The 23105-nt window shown below is 50.3% G+C and carries 22 protein-coding genes and 1 riboswitch; of the genes, 4 read left to right on the top strand and 18 right to left on the bottom strand.

Going from position 1 to position 23105, the window contains the following annotated elements:
- Positions 1–7: 7 nt before the first annotated feature.
- The 5 genes from ABEA14_RS01090 to ABEA14_RS01070 all read right to left on the bottom strand — a co-directional run bounded on the left by ABEA14_RS01090 (position 8) and on the right by ABEA14_RS01070 (position 5253).
- The gene (locus tag ABEA14_RS01090) at positions 8–1702 is read right to left on the bottom strand and encodes a tetratricopeptide repeat-containing diguanylate cyclase (RefSeq protein WP_345337893.1); all 1695 of its coding nucleotides are present in this window, start codon (positions 1700–1702) and stop codon (positions 8–10) included.
- A 297-nt stretch (positions 1703–1999) separates the two neighbouring features.
- A complete protein-coding gene (locus ABEA14_RS01085; RefSeq protein WP_345337892.1) occupies positions 2000–2209 on the bottom strand; it encodes a YgdI/YgdR family lipoprotein in 210 nt (69 codons plus the stop codon).
- Positions 2210–2293: 84 nt separating this feature from the next.
- Positions 2294–3247, bottom strand: a complete 954-nt coding sequence (locus tag ABEA14_RS01080; RefSeq protein WP_345337890.1) for a hypothetical protein — start codon at positions 3245–3247, stop codon at positions 2294–2296.
- Between the two features lie 189 nt (positions 3248–3436).
- Complete coding sequence (locus ABEA14_RS01075) at positions 3437–4177, bottom strand: type 1 glutamine amidotransferase domain-containing protein (RefSeq protein WP_345337889.1); 741 nt, start codon at positions 4175–4177, stop codon at positions 3437–3439.
- 53 nt (positions 4178–4230) lie between these two features.
- Positions 4231–5253 (bottom strand): Gfo/Idh/MocA family protein, encoded by a 1023-nt coding sequence (locus ABEA14_RS01070; RefSeq protein WP_345337888.1) that lies wholly within the window; start codon positions 5251–5253, stop codon positions 4231–4233.
- Positions 5254–5381: 128 nt separating this feature from the next.
- Here ABEA14_RS01070 and ABEA14_RS01065 point away from each other — a divergent pair, with 128 nt between their 5' ends.
- Positions 5382–6323: a LysR family transcriptional regulator gene (locus ABEA14_RS01065; RefSeq protein ID WP_345337887.1), complete on the top strand. Its 942-nt coding sequence runs from the start codon at positions 5382–5384 to the stop codon at positions 6321–6323.
- On the opposite strand, the gene ABEA14_RS01060 is transcribed toward ABEA14_RS01065, so the two are convergent.
- Complete coding sequence (locus ABEA14_RS01060) at positions 6312–6785, bottom strand: DUF2947 domain-containing protein (protein WP_345337886.1); 474 nt, start codon at positions 6783–6785, stop codon at positions 6312–6314. The two genes, ABEA14_RS01065 and ABEA14_RS01060, sit on opposite strands and share 12 nt — an antisense overlap.
- Positions 6786–6853: 68 nt before the next feature.
- Entirely contained in the window at positions 6854–7399 is a 546-nt protein-coding gene (locus tag ABEA14_RS01055; protein WP_345337884.1) for a TetR/AcrR family transcriptional regulator, read from the bottom strand.
- A gap of 127 nt (positions 7400–7526) precedes the next feature.
- Here ABEA14_RS01055 and ABEA14_RS01050 point away from each other — a divergent pair, with 127 nt between their 5' ends.
- The 3 genes from ABEA14_RS01050 to ABEA14_RS01040 all read left to right on the top strand — a co-directional run bounded on the left by ABEA14_RS01050 (position 7527) and on the right by ABEA14_RS01040 (position 9758).
- Positions 7527–7979 carry an HPP family protein gene (locus ABEA14_RS01050; RefSeq protein WP_345337883.1) on the top strand — a complete coding sequence of 151 codons (453 nt, stop codon included), beginning with the start codon at positions 7527–7529 and terminating at the stop codon, positions 7977–7979.
- A gap of 31 nt (positions 7980–8010) precedes the next feature.
- Positions 8011–8703, top strand: coding sequence for an aspartate/glutamate racemase family protein (locus ABEA14_RS01045; protein WP_345337882.1), 693 nt, complete (start codon positions 8011–8013; stop codon positions 8701–8703).
- 191 nt (positions 8704–8894) lie between these two features.
- Positions 8895–9758 (top strand): hypothetical protein, encoded by an 864-nt coding sequence (locus ABEA14_RS01040; protein ID WP_345337881.1) that lies wholly within the window; start codon positions 8895–8897, stop codon positions 9756–9758.
- 88 nt (positions 9759–9846) lie between these two features.
- On the opposite strand, the gene ABEA14_RS01035 is transcribed toward ABEA14_RS01040, so the two are convergent.
- From ABEA14_RS01035 to ABEA14_RS00985, 11 genes are all read right to left on the bottom strand, one after another.
- The gene (locus ABEA14_RS01035; RefSeq protein ID WP_345337879.1) at positions 9847–10377 is read right to left on the bottom strand and encodes a redoxin domain-containing protein; all 531 of its coding nucleotides are present in this window, start codon (positions 10375–10377) and stop codon (positions 9847–9849) included.
- A 120-nt stretch (positions 10378–10497) separates the two neighbouring features.
- Positions 10498–11211 (bottom strand): hypothetical protein, encoded by a 714-nt coding sequence (locus ABEA14_RS01030; protein WP_345337878.1) that lies wholly within the window; start codon positions 11209–11211, stop codon positions 10498–10500.
- Between the two features lie 270 nt (positions 11212–11481).
- Positions 11482–13338: an allophanate hydrolase gene (atzF, locus tag ABEA14_RS01025; protein ID WP_345337877.1), complete on the bottom strand. Its 1857-nt coding sequence runs from the start codon at positions 13336–13338 to the stop codon at positions 11482–11484.
- A 50-nt stretch (positions 13339–13388) separates the two neighbouring features.
- A complete protein-coding gene (gene uca / locus ABEA14_RS01020; RefSeq protein WP_345337876.1) occupies positions 13389–17087 on the bottom strand; it encodes an urea carboxylase in 3699 nt (1232 codons plus the stop codon).
- 190 nt (positions 17088–17277) lie between these two features.
- Entirely contained in the window at positions 17278–17916 is a 639-nt protein-coding gene (locus tag ABEA14_RS01015; protein ID WP_345337875.1) for an urea amidolyase associated protein UAAP2, read from the bottom strand.
- Entirely contained in the window at positions 17913–18722 is an 810-nt protein-coding gene (locus ABEA14_RS01010) for an urea amidolyase associated protein UAAP1 (RefSeq protein WP_345337874.1), read from the bottom strand. The genes ABEA14_RS01015 and ABEA14_RS01010 overlap by 4 nt, the downstream gene beginning before the upstream one ends.
- A gap of 51 nt (positions 18723–18773) precedes the next feature.
- On the bottom strand, positions 18774–19619 hold the full coding sequence (locus ABEA14_RS01005; RefSeq protein WP_345337873.1) for an ABC transporter ATP-binding protein: 846 nt from the start codon (positions 19617–19619) through the stop codon (positions 18774–18776).
- Positions 19616–20446 carry an ABC transporter permease gene (locus tag ABEA14_RS01000; RefSeq protein ID WP_345337872.1) on the bottom strand — a complete coding sequence of 277 codons (831 nt, stop codon included), beginning with the start codon at positions 20444–20446 and terminating at the stop codon, positions 19616–19618. The genes ABEA14_RS01005 and ABEA14_RS01000 overlap by 4 nt, the downstream gene beginning before the upstream one ends.
- Positions 20447–20537: 91 nt before the next feature.
- Positions 20538–21587, bottom strand: a complete 1050-nt coding sequence (locus ABEA14_RS00995; RefSeq protein ID WP_345337871.1) for a putative urea ABC transporter substrate-binding protein — start codon at positions 21585–21587, stop codon at positions 20538–20540.
- A gap of 71 nt (positions 21588–21658) precedes the next feature.
- Positions 21659–21757: riboswitch (guanidine-I (ykkC/yxkD leader) on the bottom strand.
- Between the two features lie 211 nt (positions 21758–21968).
- A complete protein-coding gene (locus tag ABEA14_RS00990) occupies positions 21969–22685 on the bottom strand; it encodes an endonuclease (RefSeq protein ID WP_377776178.1) in 717 nt (238 codons plus the stop codon).
- 165 nt (positions 22686–22850) lie between these two features.
- Positions 22851–23069: a dodecin gene (locus ABEA14_RS00985; RefSeq protein ID WP_345337869.1), complete on the bottom strand. Its 219-nt coding sequence runs from the start codon at positions 23067–23069 to the stop codon at positions 22851–22853.
- Positions 23070–23105 lie beyond the last annotated feature (36 nt).

Here is a 23105-nt window from a genome sequence, read left to right as displayed (position 1 = left end):
TGTATGACTAAGCTGTTACAACCCGATTTCGGCCATCGGATTTGGCACGATAGAGCGCACTGTCAGCACTATCAAACAGAGCTTTAAAGCTGTAACCCGCTTCGCTGGCGACAGCCAGACCAATACTGCCACGGATAGAGAAGTTAAAACCACTCATCTCGGTATCAATGGCGGCCAGCGCTGCTCGGCACTTTTCAGCAACCTGCATGGCACTTTCATGACTACAACTGGGCAGCAAGACACAAAACTCTTCACCACCATATCGGGTTACGATATCAACTTTACGCGCCACCGATTTAATGGTGCGTGCCGCTTCTTTCAAAGCCCAATCACCGACACCATGACCAAAGCTGTCGTTAATGGACTTAAAGTGGTCGAGATCGATCAGCAACAAACCGACATCCTGGCCTGCCGACTTATAATGTTTCAATGTTGATGAGATCAGGCGAGTGCCATAGGCACGAGAATAAACTTGAGTTAGTTCATCCACTTCAACCATGCGCTTTAATCTGCGCTTAGCACTTTGGTTCTTGAGGCTCCAAAGCCCAATACATGCAGTACAGACTACGAGCAGCACGAGATATAGACGGCGATTTTCTACTTCGACTTCAGCCAGTTCCGCTTCAAGCTTGATGGTCGCCATCTGCTTATTCAGTTCCTCAATCTGGAACTGCTTTTGCTGACTCAAGAGCTTGACTGTGTAATAGGCGATGGCGCTGCTTCGAGTGGCATTGATCTGTGATTTAAAAGCCCCATCATAAGCCAACATATGGTGGCGCATCTCAGTCAGGCTATCTAGTTCGAAGTAGATATCGGCCAGCACACCATGTACCAAAACATGCGCTTCGAGATAGCTGCCCATATTGGCGTAATTAAGCGCTGTCAGGCCAAAAGACTCGGCGTATTCGAGGTTACCTTCGAGCAACGCGACCCTCGCCTTTAGCGCGTAAAACACCGCAGACAAGTTTGAATACTGTATCCTCGCAATACCCGCTTCATATCGTTCTAATATTGCCCTAGCTTGAATCAAGCTACCATTGCTCAGGTAGGCCTGGACCTTATACAACGAGGCCACGTAAAGAAAAATATCCTGGTCAAGTGAAAGGCACACGTCCGCTTTCTCATCATAATCATCCGGGTTCATTCCCCCCGCCTTGAAGGCTATACCAATACGGGTAGATGCAAAAACGCACATCTCACTTTCAGGCAGGGATGATTCATCGACAAGTAACAGTGCTTCTTCAGCTTCGGGGATCAATTCCCCTTGAAGATAGATATAGGCCAATACGATATAGGCGTGTTGTTTGATATCGAAATCAAGGTCGTGGTATTTGGGGGCAAGAAACCTGTCTGCCAATGCAAATGCCTGTTCGGCGTCTCCCTTAAGGGAGTAGATATTGGCCAATGATACAAGTGCGCGATACTGAGTCTTCAGATCTGTTGACTGCTGCACCAGTCCCTTATAGCGCGTTACCGCAGAGGCAATATCCCCGCTACGATAATCATAAACAGCTTGAAGATATTCAAAAGCATAGCGCTGAGGAGGCGTGAAGCTGGCTTTTCTGGCCTCAAGTTGATCAAGTGCAAGCGCAAACTCCGCTTTGTCCGTCAGACGCTTATTCAGCGCATTTTCCAGCATTTGATCGATTGTCGATGCCTGAAGTGTCAGCGAAAAACTACTTAAAAGTACCCCAACAAACAAAAAAAAGAATGCTCTTGTAGATAAAGAGAGCCTATTTTGGATGGATAAATAGTTTCGACGGTACGCCTGTGTAACTGAGCGTCCTGCTATCCACGCTTTGACTTGAATTCCTTTCATCACTACCCGAACGATAACTGTGCCTTTGGCGTCACCCAGCTTGGTTTAGAATCTCCTAAAACGCCTAATCTAACACATTGTTCATGTTTCATACAGCCCTTAAAAACCAAGGCTAATATCTTGAAAGTAAAAAAAAAGGGGCCCAATGGCCCCGTTTTAACTAAACTCTGGTGGTGAGCGCTAGCGCTCCATAATCTGTACTACTTTGTCCTTTTCCAGATACATCTCACGACCATCTTCATCTTCGTACTTGTACATCCCAGTTTCTTCGTCAAGGATTGGCTTGCCATAAGCGGTCACCAATTGACCATCGGAGGTACTCATAATGTACTGGGTACTGCTGCATGCCACTAAAAAGACGCTGAATAGTCCAACCCACAGATATTTCATATCAACTCTCCTTTGTTATCACCCAAGCCGAAGCCCAGCTAACGCTTTGAATTAAGTACGACAACTTGCCGCTAAAGGATCCAATCAGCAAAGCGTAACTACGTTAAATGGCGCAGTTGGTGGATCACCCAAATGGGTGGTTCGTTTGATCAGGCGCCGAGTACGCAGTGAAATCTGTTTTTTACAGCAGTTAATCGCCCAGAACTTATCCCAACCCGAGGCGTAACAGCAGCAGACAGTTTTGATGGTTCGCACCACATTCCATCGACATACAGTAAAGGCACCGCTGCTGGTACAGCCAATCCGCGCGACATACCTGTCATTACAATAGGTAGTGCAACCCACATGAGGGCAGCCGACACACGCGGGATCGAGATGGACCGTCCGGGCGTCATTGACATACAAACCGGTCGAACCGTAAATAGCGTCCAAACAGGCGGCTGCACTGGTTGTTGAGATAGCTAGCAGCGAATTCGCCGCAGCAATCTTTTCAGCTTGGTTTTTGGATTTGCTCTTGAGCGCCTGCCCCATGGCCAGCAACCCCTCGGCGGGAGCGCCAAGCACAGAAGCGTAGGTAGGAAATATCTGACTGGCGCCGATCTCAAAGCTGCCCTCGCCCAACACATCAGAGATACCTGTCAATAGCTCTGCTGATTGTGACATCAATGACGCGGCATCACTGGCCTGACAATCCACCGCTTCTTTGCCTGCGGTGTACAAGCTATCGCCCAGCTCAACAAACAGCATTTCCAGGTCGTCTACCAGCCGGTCACGACTGCGCAAACCATCGGTTTCCACATCAGCTAGGCCATCCCCCATCAACAGCATGGCATTTCCCGCTTCAAGCAATTGATGCCCTACGGCCATCACAGGTTCTTCATTGCCACACTCAGTTTGGCCATTGAATGCGCTGAGCAGATCAACTAAAGGCTCTATCGCCGAGAGTGTGGTTTGCTCAATGGGATAAGGGATTTCTGGTGAAGAGAGTTCAGGGTGTGATTGTGGGCCGCAATTGCAGCCACCTAGTTCATCGCTCATACCTTAGTCCTTTGTTGTTTTGGGTAACTCTGTGAGAGTTGCCCTTTAAAGTGCTAAGGCCTGTACTGCAGTGCAGTCAGATGCACAGGCAGGCTATTGGTGAAGTGAGTATAGTTTGTTTAAGCGAACGCACAGAAAAAGGCCCGCTATTAAAAGCAGGCCTTCTGAATTGGTTGAAGAAGTCTTAACTTACTTCAGCAACTCTGCCACTTTCTCACCCAAAAGCTTTGCCGACTGTGGGTTTTGACCGGTAACTACACGCTGATCAACAACCACTTTGCTCTGCCATGGCGCCGCTTTGCTGAAGCTGGCACCGCGCTCGATCATCTGGTCCTGGAGTAGGAACGGCATCACCTCTGTCAGCTTGATCTGCTCTTCTTCCAAATTGGAGAATCCGGTCACCTGCTTGCCAGCAATCAGGTAGCTGCCATCACTCAGCTTGATATCCAGTAGTGCAGCCGGGCCGTGACATACCGCCGCAACCACGCCGCCCTTTTCGTAGATCGATGCTGATACACGATTTACGTCTGGGTTGTTAGGGAAGTCCCACATGGTGCCGTGGCCACCCGCATAGACAACCGCGCTGTAATCAGCCGGGTTCACAGATGCCAACGTTGGCGTATTTTCAATCGCTGATTTCAATTTAGGGTCCGCTAGGAAACGCGCATTTTCAGCGTCTTTCTCATCCAAGCTGCGCGGATCAACTGGGGCTTTACCACCTTTGATACTGACGATATCGACCTTAAAGCCTGCATCAGCCAGCGCATAATATGGATGAGTCAGCTCCGCCAACCAGAAGCCGGTTTTCTCTCCGGTATCGCCCATCTCAGAATGGCTGGTAACCACCATCAACACTTTATCTGCAGCCCATCCGGCAACCGACGCCAGAGACAAAGCCGCAAGCAATAAACCTTTCACTAGCATTTTCATCGTATTCTCTCCTGATAATTCAAAAACTGACCAACTAAATAACGGATTGGTGATTAAGCGCTTTGGACACTGTTCCAATACGCGTCAAGTAACTTTTGGGTTTGCAGTGATATCTCTGCACTTCGCTTTGCTAATTTGCCTGTGGGCGCTTGTGTGATTTCCACGAAGTCCTCCACCAATTTAACTGCCTGAGGTTTGTCGCTTTCCGCTTCGACATAGACAAATTCTGAAGGCGCTTGCATCTCTGTGCGGCGGGTATAACCAACTGTGTGATCTGCATGGTCAAACGCAAATCCCTGTTTCCAATCGAGCACATAGTCATTCAGATGCAACATGCCTCGCTCACCCAAAATGTCCAGGTCCATCAGGCAGACACCAGCGTCATAGCCGAAATCAAAGCTGGATGACTTACCATCTTCGAACTGAATCACACCCGTGCCACGGACAACTGCGCCAGTCTCTTGGTCCCTGACGATGCCACCTGAAACCAACTTCACCGGGGCTTCTGGCTGCAGATATTCAGTGATGGCTCGCATCGAGTACCAGGCCATATCCCCTACAGCTCCTGTTGGTTCTTTTTCTGGATTAAAACGAATATTACTGCGATCCATAAAGGGGAAGAAAAAGCTGGTGCGTACCACTTTTGGCGAACCGATCTCTTCGTCTACCTGCGCTTTGATTTGTAATGTACGTGGATGATGAACAAAGTGTGTAGCATCCATAAAGGCCACGCCATTGGCCTGTGCGGCAGCGATGATTCGCTCGAGGGAGCCCGCCGACGCAAATGGTTTTTCACCGATAACATGTTTGCCAGCATTGGCCGCTGCCACAGCTATCTCTTCTCGCACCGCTGTGGGCGTGGCGATGTAAACCGCGTCAAGCTGATCAGAGCCAATCAGGCTCTGCCAATCATCAAATACGGTGGGAATCGAAAACTCAGAGGCTAGCTGCTCGGCACTCTCTCGACGGCGACTGGCAACCGCCACCAGTTTTGCTCCTGTCGCTTGATTAATGGCATTAGCTAGCACACCGGCAATCATTCCCGCGCCAACAATACCTACACGTAATTCATTCATACCTTAGCCTCTTTTTAATCGACCTCGCGATGTCTGGATAAGAGCCATCGCGCTATTCATTGACGGAAAGTCTAGGTGCAGGATAGAGTTAAAACTAATGAATATGTTTTATAGATATCATTCAAGATTTGAATATCACTTCGAAAGACAGCAATCTTCTTTACCTGTTTAAGGTGCTTTACGAAGAGCAAAGCCTCTCAGCGGCCACTGAGCGCATGGCGCTCAGCCAACCCGCACTCAGTCATAAACTGAAAAAGCTTAGAGATGAGTTTGATGACCCTCTGTTTGTGCGGGCAGCAAGAGGGCTTACGCCAACACCAAAGGCCCATGCTCTGGCCCCCGAGTTGTTAAAGCTGGTCGCTCAACTGGAACGTTTTTACCAAGACAGCGAGGGCCACGATTTTCTTAGTAAGGCAGACACTATCCATATCTTCACCACCGACTATATGGAGCAACTGATACTGCCCGTGCTGCTGCCTCGCATACATCAACAAGCGCCAAAACTCAGGTTGGTTACCCACAACACTCAGGGAAAACTGCCCAAACAAGAATTAGAGAACGGCCTTTGCGATATCGCCATTGCGGGCTTTTTCAATAACCTGCCAGATAGCTTTTACCAACAGACCTTGTTGCGTGAGCAGTTCAAAGTGCTGGCCAGAGCTGAAAATCCTTTTATCAGCAAAGGGATGGATCTTGAGGCTTACCTGGCTGCGCCGCATATTGTCACGACACTGACTGGCGACCTGGATGGCGTCGCAGACAAAGCGCTGCTGAAGCTGGGTAAAACCCGGCAGATAGCCGCCGGTATCGGCAGTTTTTCGGCGCCGCCTCAGGTGGTGAAACAGAGTGATTTTCTCCTGACCTGTTTAGGCTCGATCGCCGATAACGCAGTGAAAAATGATCCTGGACTCATACAGTTCTGTCCACCGTTAACGTTACCAAAAGTGGAGGTGGTTCAGGCCTGGCACCAACGCACCCATGATGACCGCATTCGGCGTTGGATCAGGCAGCAGATAAAACAGGTGGCAAATGAAGTCAGGCCGGAGGAGGAAGCCAGGTCAGGGCTTTGATCCAATACGATAACTGCCATTGGAAAGGAACTGCACCACTTCATTTCGCTTCTTGCCGATCAACAATGCACCGTCATCCATAAACAGGAAGTTTTTCCAGCATCGCTGAAATACTTCCCAAGTCGTCTCGATCACGCTCTTCTGATCGTTGCAGTAATACACCACGGTGTTGTCCTGCCAGTCACAATGCTGCAGTACCTCTTCCGGTAGAGCGGCCTCATCACTGTCCCAACGGGATTCCCAATCACCTTCCTCTTTCCAGGTTTCGACGCTGAATGCCCAGTCACCCTTCTTAAAGAAGTCGGGATGATCAGCCTGTTTGCTCACCTGCGCTTTCCACAGCGTCGCCGCGCGCTCTGCGGTCATTGGCTTGATCAAGGCGGCATCAGCCTCAGCAATTGGCAGATCCTGGCGTCTGAAGATCCAAGCCTTTTTATGCTCAGATAGGGCGATATAGCTCATTGGCTTTCCGGTTGATTGAAATCGGCAGCGATTGTATCAGGCTCTTGCGGCGATAACATGAAATGCCATTAAACAAATGCCATTGCCAAAGGTACCGCTTTGTTGGCTGCCTCCAGATCCTGGCTGACATAGGCAGATACAATAGCCCCCTCTTTCAACAGGCAAAGCGCATCAAGCAAGGAGGCATTTGGTTCGGCCAACTGGTTCTCGATCAATTCACGCACTTTGGCTTTATGGGTCTGGCAGTAGATCGAAACGGCTTTACTGGTTTCGCCACACTCAATCGAGGAGTTGATAAAGAAACAGCCGCGGAAAGGAGGCAATTCAGGCACTCTGCTGTTAAACCAATCTGTCAGTGATGCAAACAAAGCCTCAACCAGCTCAGCGTTAGAGCTAGCTTCCGAAAGCCGCTTTGCCAGCCATCCTAAGAAGATCTGATCACGGGCCTCTAACGTGGCCAATACCAAAGCTTCTTTACTATCAAAATGGTTATAGAGGGTTTTCTTGGCCACGCCGGATACCTTGAGCACCTCATTGATGCCGACCGAGTTAATGCCTTTTTCATAAAACAGCTGCAGAGCGGAGTCTGTCAGTAGTGCGCGTTTATCTGTCATCGCTACCTCTTATCTCAAACCAATATTGACAGAGGTAGACAAAGTTGTCTACCTTGATAAAAACAAAGGAGACAGACTTGTCTACCATACGTTTTGTTTACTTCTTGAGATACAGGAGCGTTGCACCATGAATAAGTTAGTCGTCGCGATCTTTTCGGGGTTTTCTGCGGCATTGGCGATAGGGTTACTGGCCTACGCTGATAGCCTTCAGCCACAACATCTGTTTTTGATGGCCCCATTCGGTGCCTCTGCGGTTCTGGTATTTGGATTGCCAGATAGCCCACTCGCTCAACCAAAGAATGTCGTACTTGGTCATCTGTTGGCGGCATTTGTCGGACTGGCGTTAGCGCAGTTACTCGGCGTTCATCCGCTCTCTATAGCCATTGCCACTGGTGTTGCTATTACCGGCATGTTACTGACAGGCACGACTCACCCGCCTGCCGGAGCCAACCCAATTCTGATCATGCTGGCGGGTGTAGACTGGGACTTCCTGGTTTTCCCTGTTCTATTAGGCACTGTCACAATCGTAATTTTTGGTGCGTTGCATAAAAAACTGCGGAGCCAGTTAGTGATAGAGTGATGACCCATCAGACACTGCAAGCACAAAAGATATGAAAACCATTGGCCTACTGGGCGGTATGAGCTGGGAGTCGACCGCCAGCTACTACAAAGCGATTAATGAAGGAATTAAACAATCTTTGGGTGGGCTGCACTCAGCCAAGATCTGCCTGTACAGTGTCGATTTTGATGAGATAGAAAAGCTTCAACATAAGGGCGAATGGGACAAAACTGCTGCGCTGTTATCTGACGCTGCCAGGGCTGTCGAAGCGGGTGGAGCAGACTTCCTGCTGATCTGTACCAATACCATGCACAAGGTAGCGGAGCAGATCCAGGCGACCATCAACATCCCGATCCTGCATATCGCTGACGCCACCGCAGAGACACTGCTTGCGGATGGCAAAACCAAGGTTGGTCTGTTAGGCACCCGTTTTACGATGGAACAAGATTTCTATAAAGGCCGATTACAGGACAAGTTCGATATCGAAGTCGTCGTACCCACTGAGACTCAGCAGGAGCTGATCCACCAGGTGATCTATCAGGAGTTATGCCTCGGACAAATCAAAGAGCAGTCTCGTCAGCAATACCTGCAGATCATTGATGACCTATACGCGCAAGGCGCTCAGGCGGTGATCCTTGGGTGCACAGAGATTGCTCTATTGGTTAGCCAGCAGGACACGCAAGTGCCGCTATATGACACCACTAAGATTCATGCGGAAGCGGCGATTTCAAGAACATTGTCCTAAAAAGCAAACAATCGATATCTAAACAAGCTGTAGTCTTTGATAAAACCTCAAATGTTTTAGATAGATGCGGCATATCAATGACAGTAAAATAGCTTTGACTAACTTATCTTTTGCATTGAAAATACGGCACTAGCTGTCTATTGATAGCTTAACCACCTAGCAACAAGGGGTTGCGCATTAGGATGAAGGATATGAAGACAAAACTGCTTACCGCCGGCTCACTCGTATACGCACTGCTCTCACCATCAACCATGGCTGGCGTAATTGATTTAACTTTACACTCACCAGGCGCTATTCAAGAAGTCCAAGTCTCCCCTGACTTCTCGGAAGATTGGCATCTCGTTCCTGAAAAGAGTAAAGATGTATCGTTTGAAATTACAGAGATAAACGATTTTGAATACTCATTCGTAGACTGGGGAAATTCACAGTATCATATGAGCCGCTTTGATGTGGAAATGTCAGCTTCAGAGTTTCCATTAACCAATGAACTTTTTGCCTTCCTTCCTGAGCACCTCAATCAATATCCTCTGGTTTTTCAAAACAGCGCGGATATATCCTATTCGGTTAATTTTTATGGTTTAGAAACCCGGCCTGAAAATCCATCTCAGCATCGGTATCTAGATTTAAAGATTATTAACCGTGGCACTCACTTTCATTTGGAAGAATTCGCGGCAGATGACTGGGAGTCAACAGAAGTTGAAGTTGAGATAATGCATTCAATTGAGTTCGATCTTTCCAATCTAAATAGTGACCTACTCTACCCTTACGAATGGGAATTACGTAACTTGGTAGATTCTTTAGATGAGGTTCCGGTACAAAATATTCTTGCTCGTCAGTCGGTGGATTTTAGTGAACGTATATGCCGAAGCTATGGTCCGTACAATTTAGAGTGTGTTAATAACCAACGCGGATACAGTGCAACATATAGCAACGTCGACCTGCTCAATTCAGAGTGGAATGACAATCACTATCCGCCGAACAGGGATGTGCCAGTCACCCCCTCTCTCGCTTTGTTAGGATTTGCGCTGTTTGGGTTAAAAAGAAAATCAGCATAACCAAAAACAGCTAGCATATAGATCTGTTGGGCCAAGTGAAAAGATGCTTGGCCCTTTTGTCTCCTCACCCAACAAACTCATCTTGTATTTAGTCAGGATAGGTCCCTCGGATCGGATAATCGTTCTTGCGTATCCACTCCAGTCCGGATACCAGTGACTCCAGATTTGGTCGCACAAAAGGGTTGTTGGAGATATCGACGACCTGGAGCGTACCTTTTTCGTTAATCACAAACAGGCCCGGCTCAGGGAAAGGATGGTCAGTTTCCTGCTCCGATCTGGGATGGGATATGTACAGCCCTAGAGACTCCATCTGCTGAATACTTAAGCCGTGATAGATGGGAAAGGTCACATCCAGTCGGCTCATATGTTCACGCAGTTGGGCTTCGCTGTCCCCAGATACCACCGCCAAATCAACATCGATGGCATTGAGTCGATCGACATAGCCCTCCAACTCATTCAGGTAGCGGGTACACAACGGGCAGTGGCGGCCTCGGTACACCACAATCATGCGCCAGGTGGCTGGCTCTTCAGGCTTGGAGATATCGGCTTCACCACGCCTACGGCAGGGAACAACCAAAGAGGGAAACTCTGCACCGGCTTTAAGCTTATTGCTGAACATAGAGGCTCCTGACATAAATAACTGAGCATAAGAATCAACATTGAGCTTAGCAGCGCTGATGACAATAAAGCGGATTATTGCCATCAGCCATAGGTTTACTGTAGGGACAAAAAAGTAGGTCTAGTCAGCGTGGTTTAACTCAAATTCACTGCTGTTCGCCTCAGACACATAAAACCGATAGTGGTGCTCAACCTCAGGATTCATGATGGTTTGCTCCGCATCCACGCCGCTGTAAAGAGGCACCTTTAGCGTGACATCTTGTTGGAAGTAAGCGAAGTAGTAGTCTTTGCCACCACTGAACACTTTCTGCAGCCCTTGTTCATCTTCCGTCCCCAACTCACGCACAGTGGGTGTATCGGCGATTTCGTTGCTGTTATCTATGGTAACAAACGACCAGAGTTGGTTGGCCAAGCGCATGTTCGCTTCTTCCAGTGCTGCACCGGCCGTTCCCTCACCACCGACGGTGTACGCAAACACCGAGGTTTCACTATCAAAAGGGTGGAAGGCTGAGACGGTTACTTTCCCTTCAACGTCCTCAAACACCACGGAACTGTCCTCAAGTATCACATCTTCGAAACACTGCTTTTCATGATCATCCTCGGCACACACGGTGTAACCCACTACATGGATGAAATGTTTATAGCCATTGTCAGTCCATAGAGGCGCGATGACATTCCCATCAAGATCCGTAGTCTGGTCCAGCAGTTGCAACGTGTCGGGCAGAATAAAGTTAATCTGCAGGTCTCTGGGACCATAATCATCGTCACTACTGCTGCCACATCCATTAACTAATATAGAGAGTGGAATAAGGGAAATTACTGCAATTTTTTTCATGGTATCTGTCGCTAATTCTATGGGCTTTATCCGGGCGAATTATCAACAGCAAAAAACTCATTTAACAGAAATAAATCAATAAATTAGATCAAACGCGCAATAAAAAATCAGACGTAAAAATAAGGTTTTTTTAAGGTTAAAAACACGTCAAATGGTTGAGATATTGAAGTGAAGATTTTGAATTCAATCGTGGTTCTGTTGGCAGACGCAAGCGCTCAATATCACGAATTGCAATATTGAGCGCTAGTGCTCTGATCTGGCAAAACCACTTTAGCTAACCGCTAGCTCTGATTGATAGGCTCGCCAACCACCCAGCTGAGTGATCTCTTTGGCGCCATTTATAGCCCGAGATTCAGCTATAAAACTGGTGTACCAACCACCATCGGCCAACTCGACTTTACCGATCCCCAACGGTGCCGGGATCGCCGCAACAAAACTGCCAAGCTCAGACTTCGCAATCTGCCACACCTCGACCAAAATCGACTGACTTTCGCCCTCACCTGCATCCATACGAGAGATTGCGCCTGATTCATCCCTTACTAACGCTGGACGACCATCGCTCATGGCAAACAAACGATAGTTGTCAGAGGTTTTGTCTTCGCGCAGCTTAATTGCACCGCGCTCTGTCAGTTGCCAGTTCAGTGGCATCCCCGTCAAATGAGCGCCGCATACCACCAGCTCAACGGTGTCAGATGCTACAGATTGCTTAAGCTGACTATCGGCTAGTGCACACCCTGTTGCGCCCAGCGGTAGCTTAACCTGCTGACAATACTGATTGGCCAGGCTCAGCAGGTAGCGGTCGCTGAATGCTGGGCCAAGCAGCGTGACACCGAACCCGACGCCACTGGGCAGAAAACCTGCAGGCACCGCAATCGCCGCCATATCCAGCAGGTTAACAAAGTTGGTGTAGGTGCCTATTTGGCTGTTAAGCGTGATGGGATCCTGATTCACTTGCTCGATGGTGTAACAAGTTGGCGCTGTCGGCATCAGTAGCGCATCAAAACTTTTTATCAGCGTATCTGCCCGCTGACGACAGGCCTGTAGTTTGTACATCGCCTTAAAGCCATCGGCGGCAGTGGGTTTTGAGCCTCCACCAATAATGGTTTGGATCACCGGCAACATGGCCTCTGGCGATTGTTCAAACAAGGCTTCAGTTGCCAAGTAGCGCTCTGCCACCCAGGGACCTTCATAAAGCAATTTAGCCGCGGTCAGCAGTGGTTCGACATCCACCTCAATTACCTGATGTCCTAACGCTTTAAACTGCCCTACTGCTTGATGAAACAATTGTTCGGCCTGCTCATCGCCGAAGAACGCCAGCTGTTCTGGCAATGGGATGGCGACGGTTTGTGGTTCGGTGATGGCACCATAGCTGCGTGCGCTGTTGTCGAATGGATTAGCACGGCTATAACAATCCCCTTCGTCAAACCCTTCAGCGGCGGCGAGTACGGTATTGGCGTCATCAACCGTCAAGGCAAACACAGATACGCAGTCCAGACTTTTACAGGCCGGAACAACACCTTCACAGCTCAACAAGCCGCGACTGGGTTTGAGGCCTATCAGATTATTAAATGCAGCCGGAACCCGGCCCGAGCCTGCGGTATCGGTACCCAAAGCAAAACTCACCAAACCCTTGGCGGTTGCCACTGCTGAGCCTGAACTTGAGCCGCCCGAGATATACTCCGAATTGAACGCATTTTTGCCCTCACCCCAAGGCGAACGCGCTCCTACCAAACCGGTAGCAAACTGGTCCATATTGGTTTTACCCATGGGGATGGCCCCAGCTGCGATCAGCCGGGCGACCACAGTGGCATCTTTGGCGGCGGTATACCGAAACGCTTCACAGGCGGCGGTGGTGTCTATCCCGCCCAGATCGATGTTGTCTTTAACCGCAAAGGGCACGCCAAACAGGGGCAGCGATTCAGCCTCTCGCAAGTTTAGAGCGCTTACATAAGGCGCCAACTGTTCCGGGCTTAACCTTTCAATCCAGATATTATTTACATCTTCCTGATCCTGCTGGCAAAGAAACGCAACCAGTTCTGACGGAGTAAAGTCGCCCTGCTTGTAATGTCGCTGCAGGCCTGCAATGGTGATATCCAGTTGCTGCCAGTCAAAAGCTTTCTCAGACATACTTTCTTTTCCAAAATCAGATTCTTTTCCAATATTCACATTCACCGCACTCATACCTGCTCCTCCAGCCAGATCAGCGACTGCCCGGCATTGACCTGTGCACCCTGATCACGACGCAGCGAGTGCACCTTACCGGCTGAGGGTGCCAGTACCTGGATCTCCATCTTCATCGATTCGAGGATCGCCAGCGGTTGCCCCTCCTCGACCTGTTGCCCCTGCTCGACCATTAGCTGCCACACACTGCCTGCTACATGGCTATCCACCGTGATGCAGTTGTCGGGCATCTGCTCGCCCTCATTGTCATCAGAGGCAAGCGCCTGACTGGCATCAAAATGAAGTTGGCCTGACGCCTCCCAGCGTTGCAGTTCTTGATCAAATGCTTGGTCTCGTGATGACACAAAGCTATCGATATCCTCTGCGTTTTCACTCAAGAACTGTTTGTACTGTTTGAGGCTAAAGCTGGTCTGTTCGATCTTGAGTGGGTAGCGCCCCTGCGGGAACCCTTGGCGGATCTCTACTAAATCTTCGGCTGACACAGGGTAAAAGCGGATCTGATCGAAGAAGCGCAGCAACCAGGGTTTGCTGAAGTTGGCATCCTGTTTCTCTGGCTGCCAATATCGGTTCCACATCTGGCAGGTACGGCCAACAAATTGGTAACCACCGGGCCCCTCCATGCCGTACACACACATGTAAGCACCACCAATACCGACCGAGTTTTCTGCAGTCCAGGTACGTGCCGGGTTGTATTTGGTCGTCACCAGTCGATGGCGTGGGTCAAGCGGTGTTGCCACCGGAGCGCCCAAGTAAACATCGCCTAACCCCATGACTAAGTAACTGGCATCAAAGACGATCTTCTTGACCTCTTCGATCGACTCGAGGCCATTAATACGGCGAATAAATTCAATATTACTGGGGCACCACGGCGCGTCCGGGCGCACCGACTTCATATACTTTTCGATCGCCAGACGACAGGCTTCATCGTCCCAACTCAGGGGCAGATGTACGACACGAGACGGTAGCTCCATCGACTCGAGATCACCCATCGCCTTTTCAGCTTGCTCAAGGTGATTGAGTAGCGCATCAATAGAGAGTTGCTGCGAATCATAATGCACCTGCAACGAGCGAATACCTGGTGTTAGCTCTTCAATGCCCGGTAACGAATGCTGCTGCAGCCATAACATCAGCGCGTGAACACGGAAGCGCAGTTCGATATCCAGCACCAAGGGCCCGTACTCCACCAGCAGGTATTTATCACCACTGGGGCGATAAACCACATCGATACCGACCTCAGCTTCACTCAGCGTTTTAACAACGGGTGTCTCTGGCAGGTATGGTTGCATCTCAACAGAGATAGGTTCGAGCGCTGTTATCGCGTCCAACTGCGCTTTTTCGACGGCAACCGCCTGCGCCATCGACACGGGCACAAATTTCACTTTATCTCCTGCCCGCAACTGGCCCAGCTTCCACAAATCAGCAGCAATGACGGTCGCCGGACAGACGAAGCCTCCCAGTGACGGGCCGTCGGGACCGAGGATCACCGGCATATCCCCGGTAAAGTCGATGGTACCTATGGCATAGGCATTGTCGTGAATATTGGAGGGGTGCATGCCCGCCTCGCCACCATCACGGCGCGCCCATTCTGGTTTTGGCCCCACCAGTCGAATACCGGTACGGCTGGAGTTGTAGTGCACTTCCCACTCGGCATCAAAGAAAGTTTGAATGTCTTTGTCAGTAAAGAAGTCTGGCGCACCATGTGGCCCGTAAATCACATGTAGCGTCCATTCACCATGCTCTCCTTTTTGGCAAAGAGAGTCTGGGATCATCGCAGGAGTGATGGCGTTAGTCTGCATGTCGGACGTAGCGGCCTGGTTGAGATGCAAGACATCACCGGCTTGCAGCGCACGACCGCTGTGCCCACCAAACTGACCCAGGGTAAATGTCGATTTTGAGCCCAGATAATCAGGGCAATCGATGCCTCCATCCACCAATAAGTAACTACGACTGCCCGATTCGATTTTGCCCAACTTTAACGTTTGCCCTGCCGCGACCTCGATCACCTGCCACATAGGCACGGCCTCACCATTCAGCTTGGCGTCTATGACGGCCCCAGTGATCACCACACGGCGGGCAGTGTTGAACTTAAGGGTCGGTCCGCTAAGGGTTATCTCCAAGCCTGCGCTATCTTCAGCGTTGCCCAGTAGTTGGTTGCCTAAACGGAACGAGCGGCTATCAAACGGGCCTGATGGTGGCACACCGATATCCCAATAACCTTTACGTGCTGGGTAGTCTTGAATCGTTGTTTGCGTGCCAGCGACCAGTACATCGATAGACTGAGGCTGATAATCAAATTGGTTTAACAGGCCGGTCCAGACCTTGCCGTCGCGTACGTCTCCGTCACTCAGTACCTGTTTGAGGTAGCCCAAATTCGTTTCGATGCCATAAACCTGACTTTTATCCAGCACCTTGCCCAAGTCTGCGAACGCCTGCTCACGGTTATCCGCGTGCACAATGACTTTTGCCAGCATGGGATCGAAGAAAGGTGACACTTCCAGCCCAGCATGGATCCAATGATCGATGCGGGCTTTTTTTGGTGTCGCTGGTTTTTGCGCTGCTGTTTTTTTCGCTGCTGGATCTCCTGGCTCGGTTAAATCAGAAGCTTCTGGCCAGCTCACCTGACTCAACAAACCTGCACAAGGTTGGAAATCTTTATTGGGGTCTTCGGCGTACACCCTTACCTGCACCGCATGGCCTTCAGGGGTCAAATCTTTGGCCAGGGCCTCAATGGCTGGTAACTCGCCTAAGCCAAGCTGGATCATCCACTTGACCAGATCGACATTGAAGATCGCTTCGGTAACACCGTGCTCTACCTGTAAGCGAGTATTTACTTCGAGGAAGTAGTAGTCACCGCTGCTGACGTCATAGATATACTCGACGGTACCCGCGCTACGGTATTTCACCGCTGACATTAAGCGCTTGGCGGTTAACTCCATCGCCTGCTGCGTATCGGCTGACAGACAAGGGGGCGGTGTCTCTTCCACCACTTTCTGGTTGCGGCGCTGTAACGAACAGTCGCGGGCCCCTAGAGTGACGACATTGCCTTCGCCATCACCAAACACCTGCACCTCAACGTGACGTGCAGTTTCAATAAACTTCTCCAGGAATACGCCTGCATTGCCGAAGTTGTTTTGACTCAGTCGGATCACCGAATCAAACGCCTGAACCAGCTCCTGCTCAGAGCGGCATAACTGCATTCCGATACCGCCACCACCGGCGGTACTTTTGAGCATAATCGGATAGCCGATCTCAGCGGCCGCCGTTTTCGCTTGCTCAAGATCAGCCAGCAGATCCGTACCAGGTACCAAAGGGACTTTGTTGGCGGCAGCCAATTCTCGGGCGCTGTGTTTAAGGCCGAAGGCGTTCATCTGTTCTGGTGTCGGACCAAGGAACACGACACCCTCGGCTTCACAACGCCTGACAAAATCGGGGTTTTCACTCAAAAAGCCGTAACCGGGATGGATCGCGTTGACGTTGGCCTGTTTCGCAATTTCGAATAGCTTGTCCTGATCCAGGTAAGTGGTGGCTGCCGCGCCCTCGCCCAGCGAATAGGCTTCATCCGCCTGGCTGACATGCAGAGACTCTTTGTCTGCTTCCGCGTAAACAGCGATGGCTCTATGGCCCATGGCTTTGAGAGTACGAATAATTCGGGTGGCAATGGCACCACGGTTGGCTATCAATACATTGGTTGTCATATGCAATGAGCCTTAGCGCTAGCGGGTCGTCCCGCTTTTTGAGTTTCACTCCGATTCAATTCTGGGTCGTCCCAGGTTGGCGCTGGCGCGCGGAGAAAAGTTAGTGCTTACTTAAATATCTATTGTTGGCTTAGCCGCTTCACGACGACTAGTTCCAAATTCTTAGTCACAAATGCTTAGTCCCAAATGCTCAATCCCAAATAATCAGCTCAACCGGGGTTGGGTTATAGGCGTTGCATGGGTTGTTCAACTGGGGACAGTTGGATATCAAAACGATCACGTCCATCTTGGCTTCCAGTTCCACGTATTTGCCTGGCGCTGAAATACCGTCAGCGAAGGTCAGTCCGCCTTCTTCAGTCACTGGCACATTCATAAAGAAGTTGATGTTGTGGGTGATGTCGCGCTTGGTCATACCAAACTCTTCGTTCTCGGCGACCGCCTTCATCCAACTATCACGGCAGGCGTGCATGGTGCGTTTTTCCAGGTCATATCGCACCGTGTTGCTCTCGGTCGCACAGGCACCGCCCAGTGTGTCGTGACGACCACAGGTATCAGCCACTATCTCCAACATGGGATCACATTCGTTGGTCATCAACGTGCTTCCAGCTGTCAGAAACACGTTGCCCTGTTCACGGATAGTGTCCATGGCGCTGTAGCGCACCGTGGGATCTGCTACTGAATAGAACAGAACATCGGCTGCTTGGTTGCCTTCGGAATCAACAATGCGCAGGGTTTGGCCAGCTTTGAGTACCTTCATGTAGTAATCGCCAGCAGGCAGTTTTTCGCGACTAAGCGCATCCGCTAATTGCTTTTGGCTCTCAACAATCATTGGCTAACCCCTTCTACGTGGGAATTCTTGTGGGAGTGATCGTGGGAATGAGAGTGATCTTCACCACACATACTTAGTGGCGGCATGCCCATCAGATAAAGTTGGTTGTTCTTAAAGCCGCGGCCATTTTCAGGGCAGTGATTCATACACTCGTCGTCACTTTGAACTGCAGGCGCTTCAGACAGGGTTATCTCGATCAGCTTGCGCGGATATTCCCCTTCCGGGTGCATCGGATGTGGGCAGTTATGCAACACAACCAGCGTGTCCATCTCAAATCGCAGCACCACATGGTCACCTGGCTTGCTGTGGTCAACGACATAACTCAACTTACCGTCATCAGCCACAGCCACTTTGCTGAACAGATTGAGGTTGGAAGCCATGTCTTTTTTGCCCAGGCCATATTTGGCCAACTCAACCAGAAATGATGTGTAGCCGTCCTGATGCCATCGGTTGCCTGCTTCCTGGTAACTCTTCTCACCAAAACGCTTTGCGACCGATGCAGCATTCGAATTGCCACTAACGGTATCGTGCCAGCCCACAGAGTCTTCGGTGATTGAGCAGAATATTCGCCCCATATCCGAATAGAGACAGTTACCCTGGCTTAGTTTGAAGGTGTGCTGACACTTGAGCGTATCCGGGGCGTTGTAACGCTCCAGCAGATCTTCAGGGTTGTAGAACAGCATGCCGACATTGGCGCCCCCCTGAAGATCGGTGATCTTCATCTGCATGCCACGACGGATCCGGAACGACCAGTGACTGGCCCCGGGAATCCGTGTGGTGTACTCATTTTTGTCTAATAAACTCATTTTGTTTCTCACAAAAGTTCTTACTGCCTAACAGAGCCAACTGGCTCTCCGCTATTCACTTTCAGCGGCTGCCAATCCCGCTTTTTCTGGCTGAGCAGTGCTCAAGTCCACATGAGGTGAAAGCGTTTTTGCCAGCACCTGCTGGGTATCATCACAGTTGGCAGTTTGTTGATTGATTGGCAGGTCATAGGTGATAGTTGCACCATAGGCTTGAGGCGCCTGAGGATCGTGACGCACCTTATCGAACACCCAGAGGCGCGAGCCCAAGGCAAACGCTTCGGACAGGTCGTGGGTGATCATAAAGATGGTCAGGTTTTCCTGCTGCCACAGCTCTTTCACCAGTACATGCATATCAGCACGAATGCCCGGGTCCAGTGCGCCAAACGGTTCATCCAGCAACAGTACTTTAGGCTTGGCGATAAGCGCCTGCGCCAGCGCCAGACGTTGCTGCATGCCGCCTGACAACTCATGGGGATAGCGGTTAGCGGAAGGCGCTAGGCCGACGCGCTCAAGCATGGCATCCACATCTGCCAATGCCTGTTGTTTCGCTTTGCCAAACAAACGTCCGGTCAAGCGTGACAGCCAGCCTTGATGACGTAACTCCACGGCAACCAGTACGTTTTGTCTTACCGTCATATGAGGGAAGACAGAGTAGCGCTGAAACACGATGCCACGCTCACCATCGGGCTCACGTTTAAGGGGGGCCCCCTGCAGGTTCAGCTGACCTTTGCTTGGCGACTCTACGCCGAGCAACATCTTCAGGAAGGTGGTTTTACCGCAACCAGAGGCGCCGACCAGCGTGACAAACTCGCCCTGCTCCACCTGCTTGCTAAGGCGCTCCAGTACGACATGATCACCGTAGTTTTTCCAGAGTTGGCTAATGGCGATATAACTCATGACTGACCTCCCTGATTCTGTGCTGAGTGGTACCAGGGGAAGGCTTTACGGCTAATCAGACGCAGCGCCCAATCGATGGCAAACGCCAACAGAGTTATCCAGAACACATAAGGCAGGATCACCTCCATCGACAGATAACGGCGAACCAGGAAGATGCGGTAGCCCAGCCCATCAGTGGCCGCGATCGCCTCCGCAGCAATCAAAAACAGCCAGGCGGCACCCAATGACAAACGCACAGCATCGAGCAGTCGTGGCATCACCTGCGGCAACAACACGCGGATAATCAGCTGCCAACTGTTGGCTGACAAGGTTTGTGCTTTTATCAGCTGTTCGCTGGGAATATCCAACGTACGGGCCTGCAGATCGCGAATAATAAATGGCGCGATACCAATCACGATCAGCACCACTTTCGATACTTCACCAAGACCGAAAACAATAAACAGCACCGGCAGTATCGCCATCGGCGGGATCAGGCTGATAGCCGTGACCAAGGGTGACAGTTTGGCGCGAACCAAGGGGATCGCGCCGTTGCCAACACCAATGACCAAGCCAATCAATGCGCTGATCCCGACGCCCATGCCTAAGCGCTGCAAGCTGCTCAGTGTGTCCTGCCAAAACAGGTACTCACCACTGCGTTTGCTGGGCTCAAAGGCCAGTCGCTGGATCGCATCTGCCATTTTGGTAATTCCGGGCAAAAGCTTGTCGTTCGGGTTCTCTGCCAGTCGCGCCTCAGAGGCGCCCATATAGACCAACAGCAGCAGGATAAAAGGCAGTAGCCCCAAGACCCAGCGCATCGGCGTTGAAGGATAGCGATTGATTATTCGCATGCGGTTTCTCCATGGGGAGCTGCTACTCCCCTATTCGACTGATTACACTCCAGAACATGGACCCTCAAAATGAGGGCCTGAGCAGGAGGGCCTACAGCTTGATCTTGCCTTCAGCAGCCATCTGCATGTAGCTAGGGTCGAAACGGAACTTCACATTGCCTTTATCGCCATAAACACCGGCTGGCGTTTCGATGCCGATAAAGCTGGCATCCATAGCACCATCACCCAACAGGCCGTGTTGGAATGAGAACTCAGCAACGTACTTCATGGTGTCTTTCAGTTGCGCACTGGTAGTAAACGCGACGGCTTCTGCAGGGGTGTAGAACATCTTGGTAGAGGCCAGTTGTGCTTCATAACCCGCCAGATCCGTACCAGAGGCAACGCCCATTGCGGTACGCGCAGCGGCAGTGGATTCTGAGCCATCGGCCATCTTGCCCATGATTTCGTACCATGCGCCGACTAACGCCTTACCAAACTTAGGGTTGGCTTTCAGCGTGTCCGTGTTAACCACCAACAGGTCGATGATTTCGCCAGGGATCTGAGAAGAGTCGAACACCTTGGTGGCATTCGGCTGAGATGTAATTTCTGACAGTAGCGGGTTCCAGGTGGTCACTGCCGTCACGTCCTTGGTGGTAAATGCGGCAACCAAGTCAGCATCAGAGGTGTTAACCACTTTGATATCTTTTTCGCTCAGACCTACGGTAGACAGGCCGCGAGCCAGCAGGTAGTGGGAAACCGACAACTCAACCAGATTCACCTGCTGACCTTTGATATCAGCCAGAGATGCACCCTCTTTCAGAACAACGCCATCATTACCGTTGGAGAAGTCGCCAACAATTAGCGCGGTTGAATCGACACCACCAGCCGCAGGGATGGTCAGCGCATCCATGTTGGTCATGGTGCAGCCATCAAAAGCGCCCGCGGTGTACTGGTTGATAGATTCGATGTAATCGTTGATTTGCACGACTTCGATGTCGATGTCGTATTTGTCAGCCCACTTCTTAACGATGCCTTCGTTTTCGCCGTAATGCCAAGGCATCCAACCGACGTAGATAGACCAACAAATTTTGAAACTGTCTTTGGCGAATGAAGCAGGTGACGCGAGTAGTAATAGTGCAAGTAAGGTTGCTTTGATTTTCATGTTGCGGACCCCTTTCGTATTAGCGTTTTAATGTGCGCAGAAGGTGACGACGGCATCACTGCCTCGATTCATCCTCCCGGGCTTTTATCCCGCCGTGTAACCTCGAAAGAGGTCGTTCGCTCTCGGACCAGTCACCTGTTTTAAAGGCCGGAACCCTAGCGAACCATTTTCCAAATTGTGGCTAGCGTGTTTTGACTAAGTTAAGTGATGCCATCAACGCTTCTGCTAGCTATAGCAATACAAAGGCTATGCCAATTAATATTAGTCTTTATTTTCAAAGAGTTAATCTACATCGAGTAGTTTAAAAAGCCCCACCATCACCATATTAGGGCGCGCTTTTGATCAACCTCACATAGCTTGCACCAATTTAAGGCGAGGGTATCAACGGCACTTTTCCGCCGTGTATCGATTGCGATCCCCCTGGAGCGCAGCCACCGCTCGTTCATGCTGGCACTCTGCGTCAGATGGCTCGTATTGCTTATCCCAGGCTTCAAATAGCTGGCGTTGTTTGCGACTAAGTTTGATGCCGTGTTTCTCTGACATATAGAAATAGATTCGCGCCACCCACCCTCTTGCTCGCACGGTTGGCTCAGCGACCCGTTGTTTGAAGTCGATTTTCATCGGGCAGGCGCCATAACTCGCGTGTTTGCTACTCGTCACCATACCAAACCGATAGTTGCTGCGATTACCGTTCACCTCGCCAATCGCTGGTACCAGGTTGTGCATATCCCCTTCAAAGGCTTTGAAGGCATCACTGTTTCTTGCGCAGTTCTTGCGGCCACCTTTTTGCCAGCACTGTTTTTGGTGGCCATATTCCCAGGCTGGCACCACATGCTCCCATTCAATTCGGCTGGCGCGTTTCTGCTCTTTGCGTACCTGATAACCACAACTCTCAAGCACCGGTATCAGCTTCTTTCCCTGTTTTTTAAAATCACATCCACAATAGAAGGTTTGTGGGGAAAGCTCAGTCGTGTAAAGGGTTTTCAATTCACGTTTAGCCTGAGAAAAAGTGAATGTATCACTGCCATACGTCTGGATTGGAGCAAGAAAAAAGGCGAAAAGCAGGAATCTGCCAAAAGAGCATTGAAAAGCATGCACGGACAACCTCGATTAAATAACAACAACATCAATCGTCCGTAATTCTGTGGTCGCAGCACGACCACAAGAGATTCCTCCCTGTCGAGGGAGAATATTAGCAAATCATGACTAGGTTGCGATTTAATTTATGATTCGCGCCAGCAACCTATTCGACGAGAGTAAAACCTAATCGTCGAGGGTAAAACCTACTTTTAAAGTCACCTGCCAATGGGCCACTTTGCCACCATCGATATGACCACGGGTCTCAACCACTTCAAACCAACGCAGGTTGTGTATGGTTTTGCCCATTCGCTCAATCGCGTTGTTAATGGCATCTTCAATGCCATCGGGAGAGGAACCAACTATCTCAGTTAACTTGTAGGTATGATGATTTGAACCTGACATCGCTTTTCTCCTGGCCGTTTGTTTCGGGGGGTAATA

This window comes from Corallincola platygyrae (assembly GCF_039544265.1).
Lineage (GTDB): Bacteria > Pseudomonadota > Gammaproteobacteria > Enterobacterales > Neiellaceae > Corallincola > Corallincola platygyrae.
This window is presented reverse-complemented; position numbering and strand designations above follow the sequence as displayed.

What these genes read in the sequence shown, in the direction of transcription:
- uca (WP_345337876.1), bottom strand. Translation starts at nt 17,087, where the DNA reads ATGACAACCAATGTATTGATAGCCAACCGTGGTGCCATTGCCACCCGA.
- ABEA14_RS01000 (WP_345337872.1), bottom strand. Translation starts at nt 20,446, where the DNA reads ATGCGAATAATCAATCGCTATCCTTCAACGCCGATGCGCTGGGTCTTG.
- ABEA14_RS00985 (WP_345337869.1), bottom strand. Translation starts at nt 23,069, where the DNA reads ATGTCAGGTTCAAATCATCATACCTACAAGTTAACTGAGATAGTTGGT.
- ABEA14_RS01045 (WP_345337882.1), top strand. Translation starts at nt 8,011, where the DNA reads ATGAAAACCATTGGCCTACTGGGCGGTATGAGCTGGGAGTCGACCGCC.
- ABEA14_RS01070 (WP_345337888.1), bottom strand. Translation starts at nt 5,253, where the DNA reads ATGAATGAATTACGTGTAGGTATTGTTGGCGCGGGAATGATTGCCGGT.
- ABEA14_RS01050 (WP_345337883.1), top strand. Translation starts at nt 7,527, where the DNA reads ATGAATAAGTTAGTCGTCGCGATCTTTTCGGGGTTTTCTGCGGCATTG.
- ABEA14_RS01060 (WP_345337886.1), bottom strand. Translation starts at nt 6,785, where the DNA reads ATGAGCTATATCGCCCTATCTGAGCATAAAAAGGCTTGGATCTTCAGA.
- ABEA14_RS01015 (WP_345337875.1), bottom strand. Translation starts at nt 17,916, where the DNA reads ATGATTGTTGAGAGCCAAAAGCAATTAGCGGATGCGCTTAGTCGCGAA.
- ABEA14_RS01055 (WP_345337884.1), bottom strand. Translation starts at nt 7,399, where the DNA reads ATGACAGATAAACGCGCACTACTGACAGACTCCGCTCTGCAGCTGTTT.
- ABEA14_RS01035 (WP_345337879.1), bottom strand. Translation starts at nt 10,377, where the DNA reads ATGTTCAGCAATAAGCTTAAAGCCGGTGCAGAGTTTCCCTCTTTGGTT.
- ABEA14_RS01010 (WP_345337874.1), bottom strand. Translation starts at nt 18,722, where the DNA reads ATGAGTTTATTAGACAAAAATGAGTACACCACACGGATTCCCGGGGCC.
- ABEA14_RS00995 (WP_345337871.1), bottom strand. Translation starts at nt 21,587, where the DNA reads ATGAAAATCAAAGCAACCTTACTTGCACTATTACTACTCGCGTCACCT.
- ABEA14_RS01085 (WP_345337892.1), bottom strand. Translation starts at nt 2,209, where the DNA reads ATGAAATATCTGTGGGTTGGACTATTCAGCGTCTTTTTAGTGGCATGC.
- atzF (WP_345337877.1), bottom strand. Translation starts at nt 13,338, where the DNA reads ATGTCTGAGAAAGCTTTTGACTGGCAGCAACTGGATATCACCATTGCA.
- ABEA14_RS01030 (WP_345337878.1), bottom strand. Translation starts at nt 11,211, where the DNA reads ATGAAAAAAATTGCAGTAATTTCCCTTATTCCACTCTCTATATTAGTT.
- ABEA14_RS01080 (WP_345337890.1), bottom strand. Translation starts at nt 3,247, where the DNA reads ATGAGCGATGAACTAGGTGGCTGCAATTGCGGCCCACAATCACACCCT.
- ABEA14_RS01075 (WP_345337889.1), bottom strand. Translation starts at nt 4,177, where the DNA reads ATGAAAATGCTAGTGAAAGGTTTATTGCTTGCGGCTTTGTCTCTGGCG.
- ABEA14_RS01040 (WP_345337881.1), top strand. Translation starts at nt 8,895, where the DNA reads ATGAAGACAAAACTGCTTACCGCCGGCTCACTCGTATACGCACTGCTC.
- ABEA14_RS01005 (WP_345337873.1), bottom strand. Translation starts at nt 19,619, where the DNA reads ATGAGTTATATCGCCATTAGCCAACTCTGGAAAAACTACGGTGATCAT.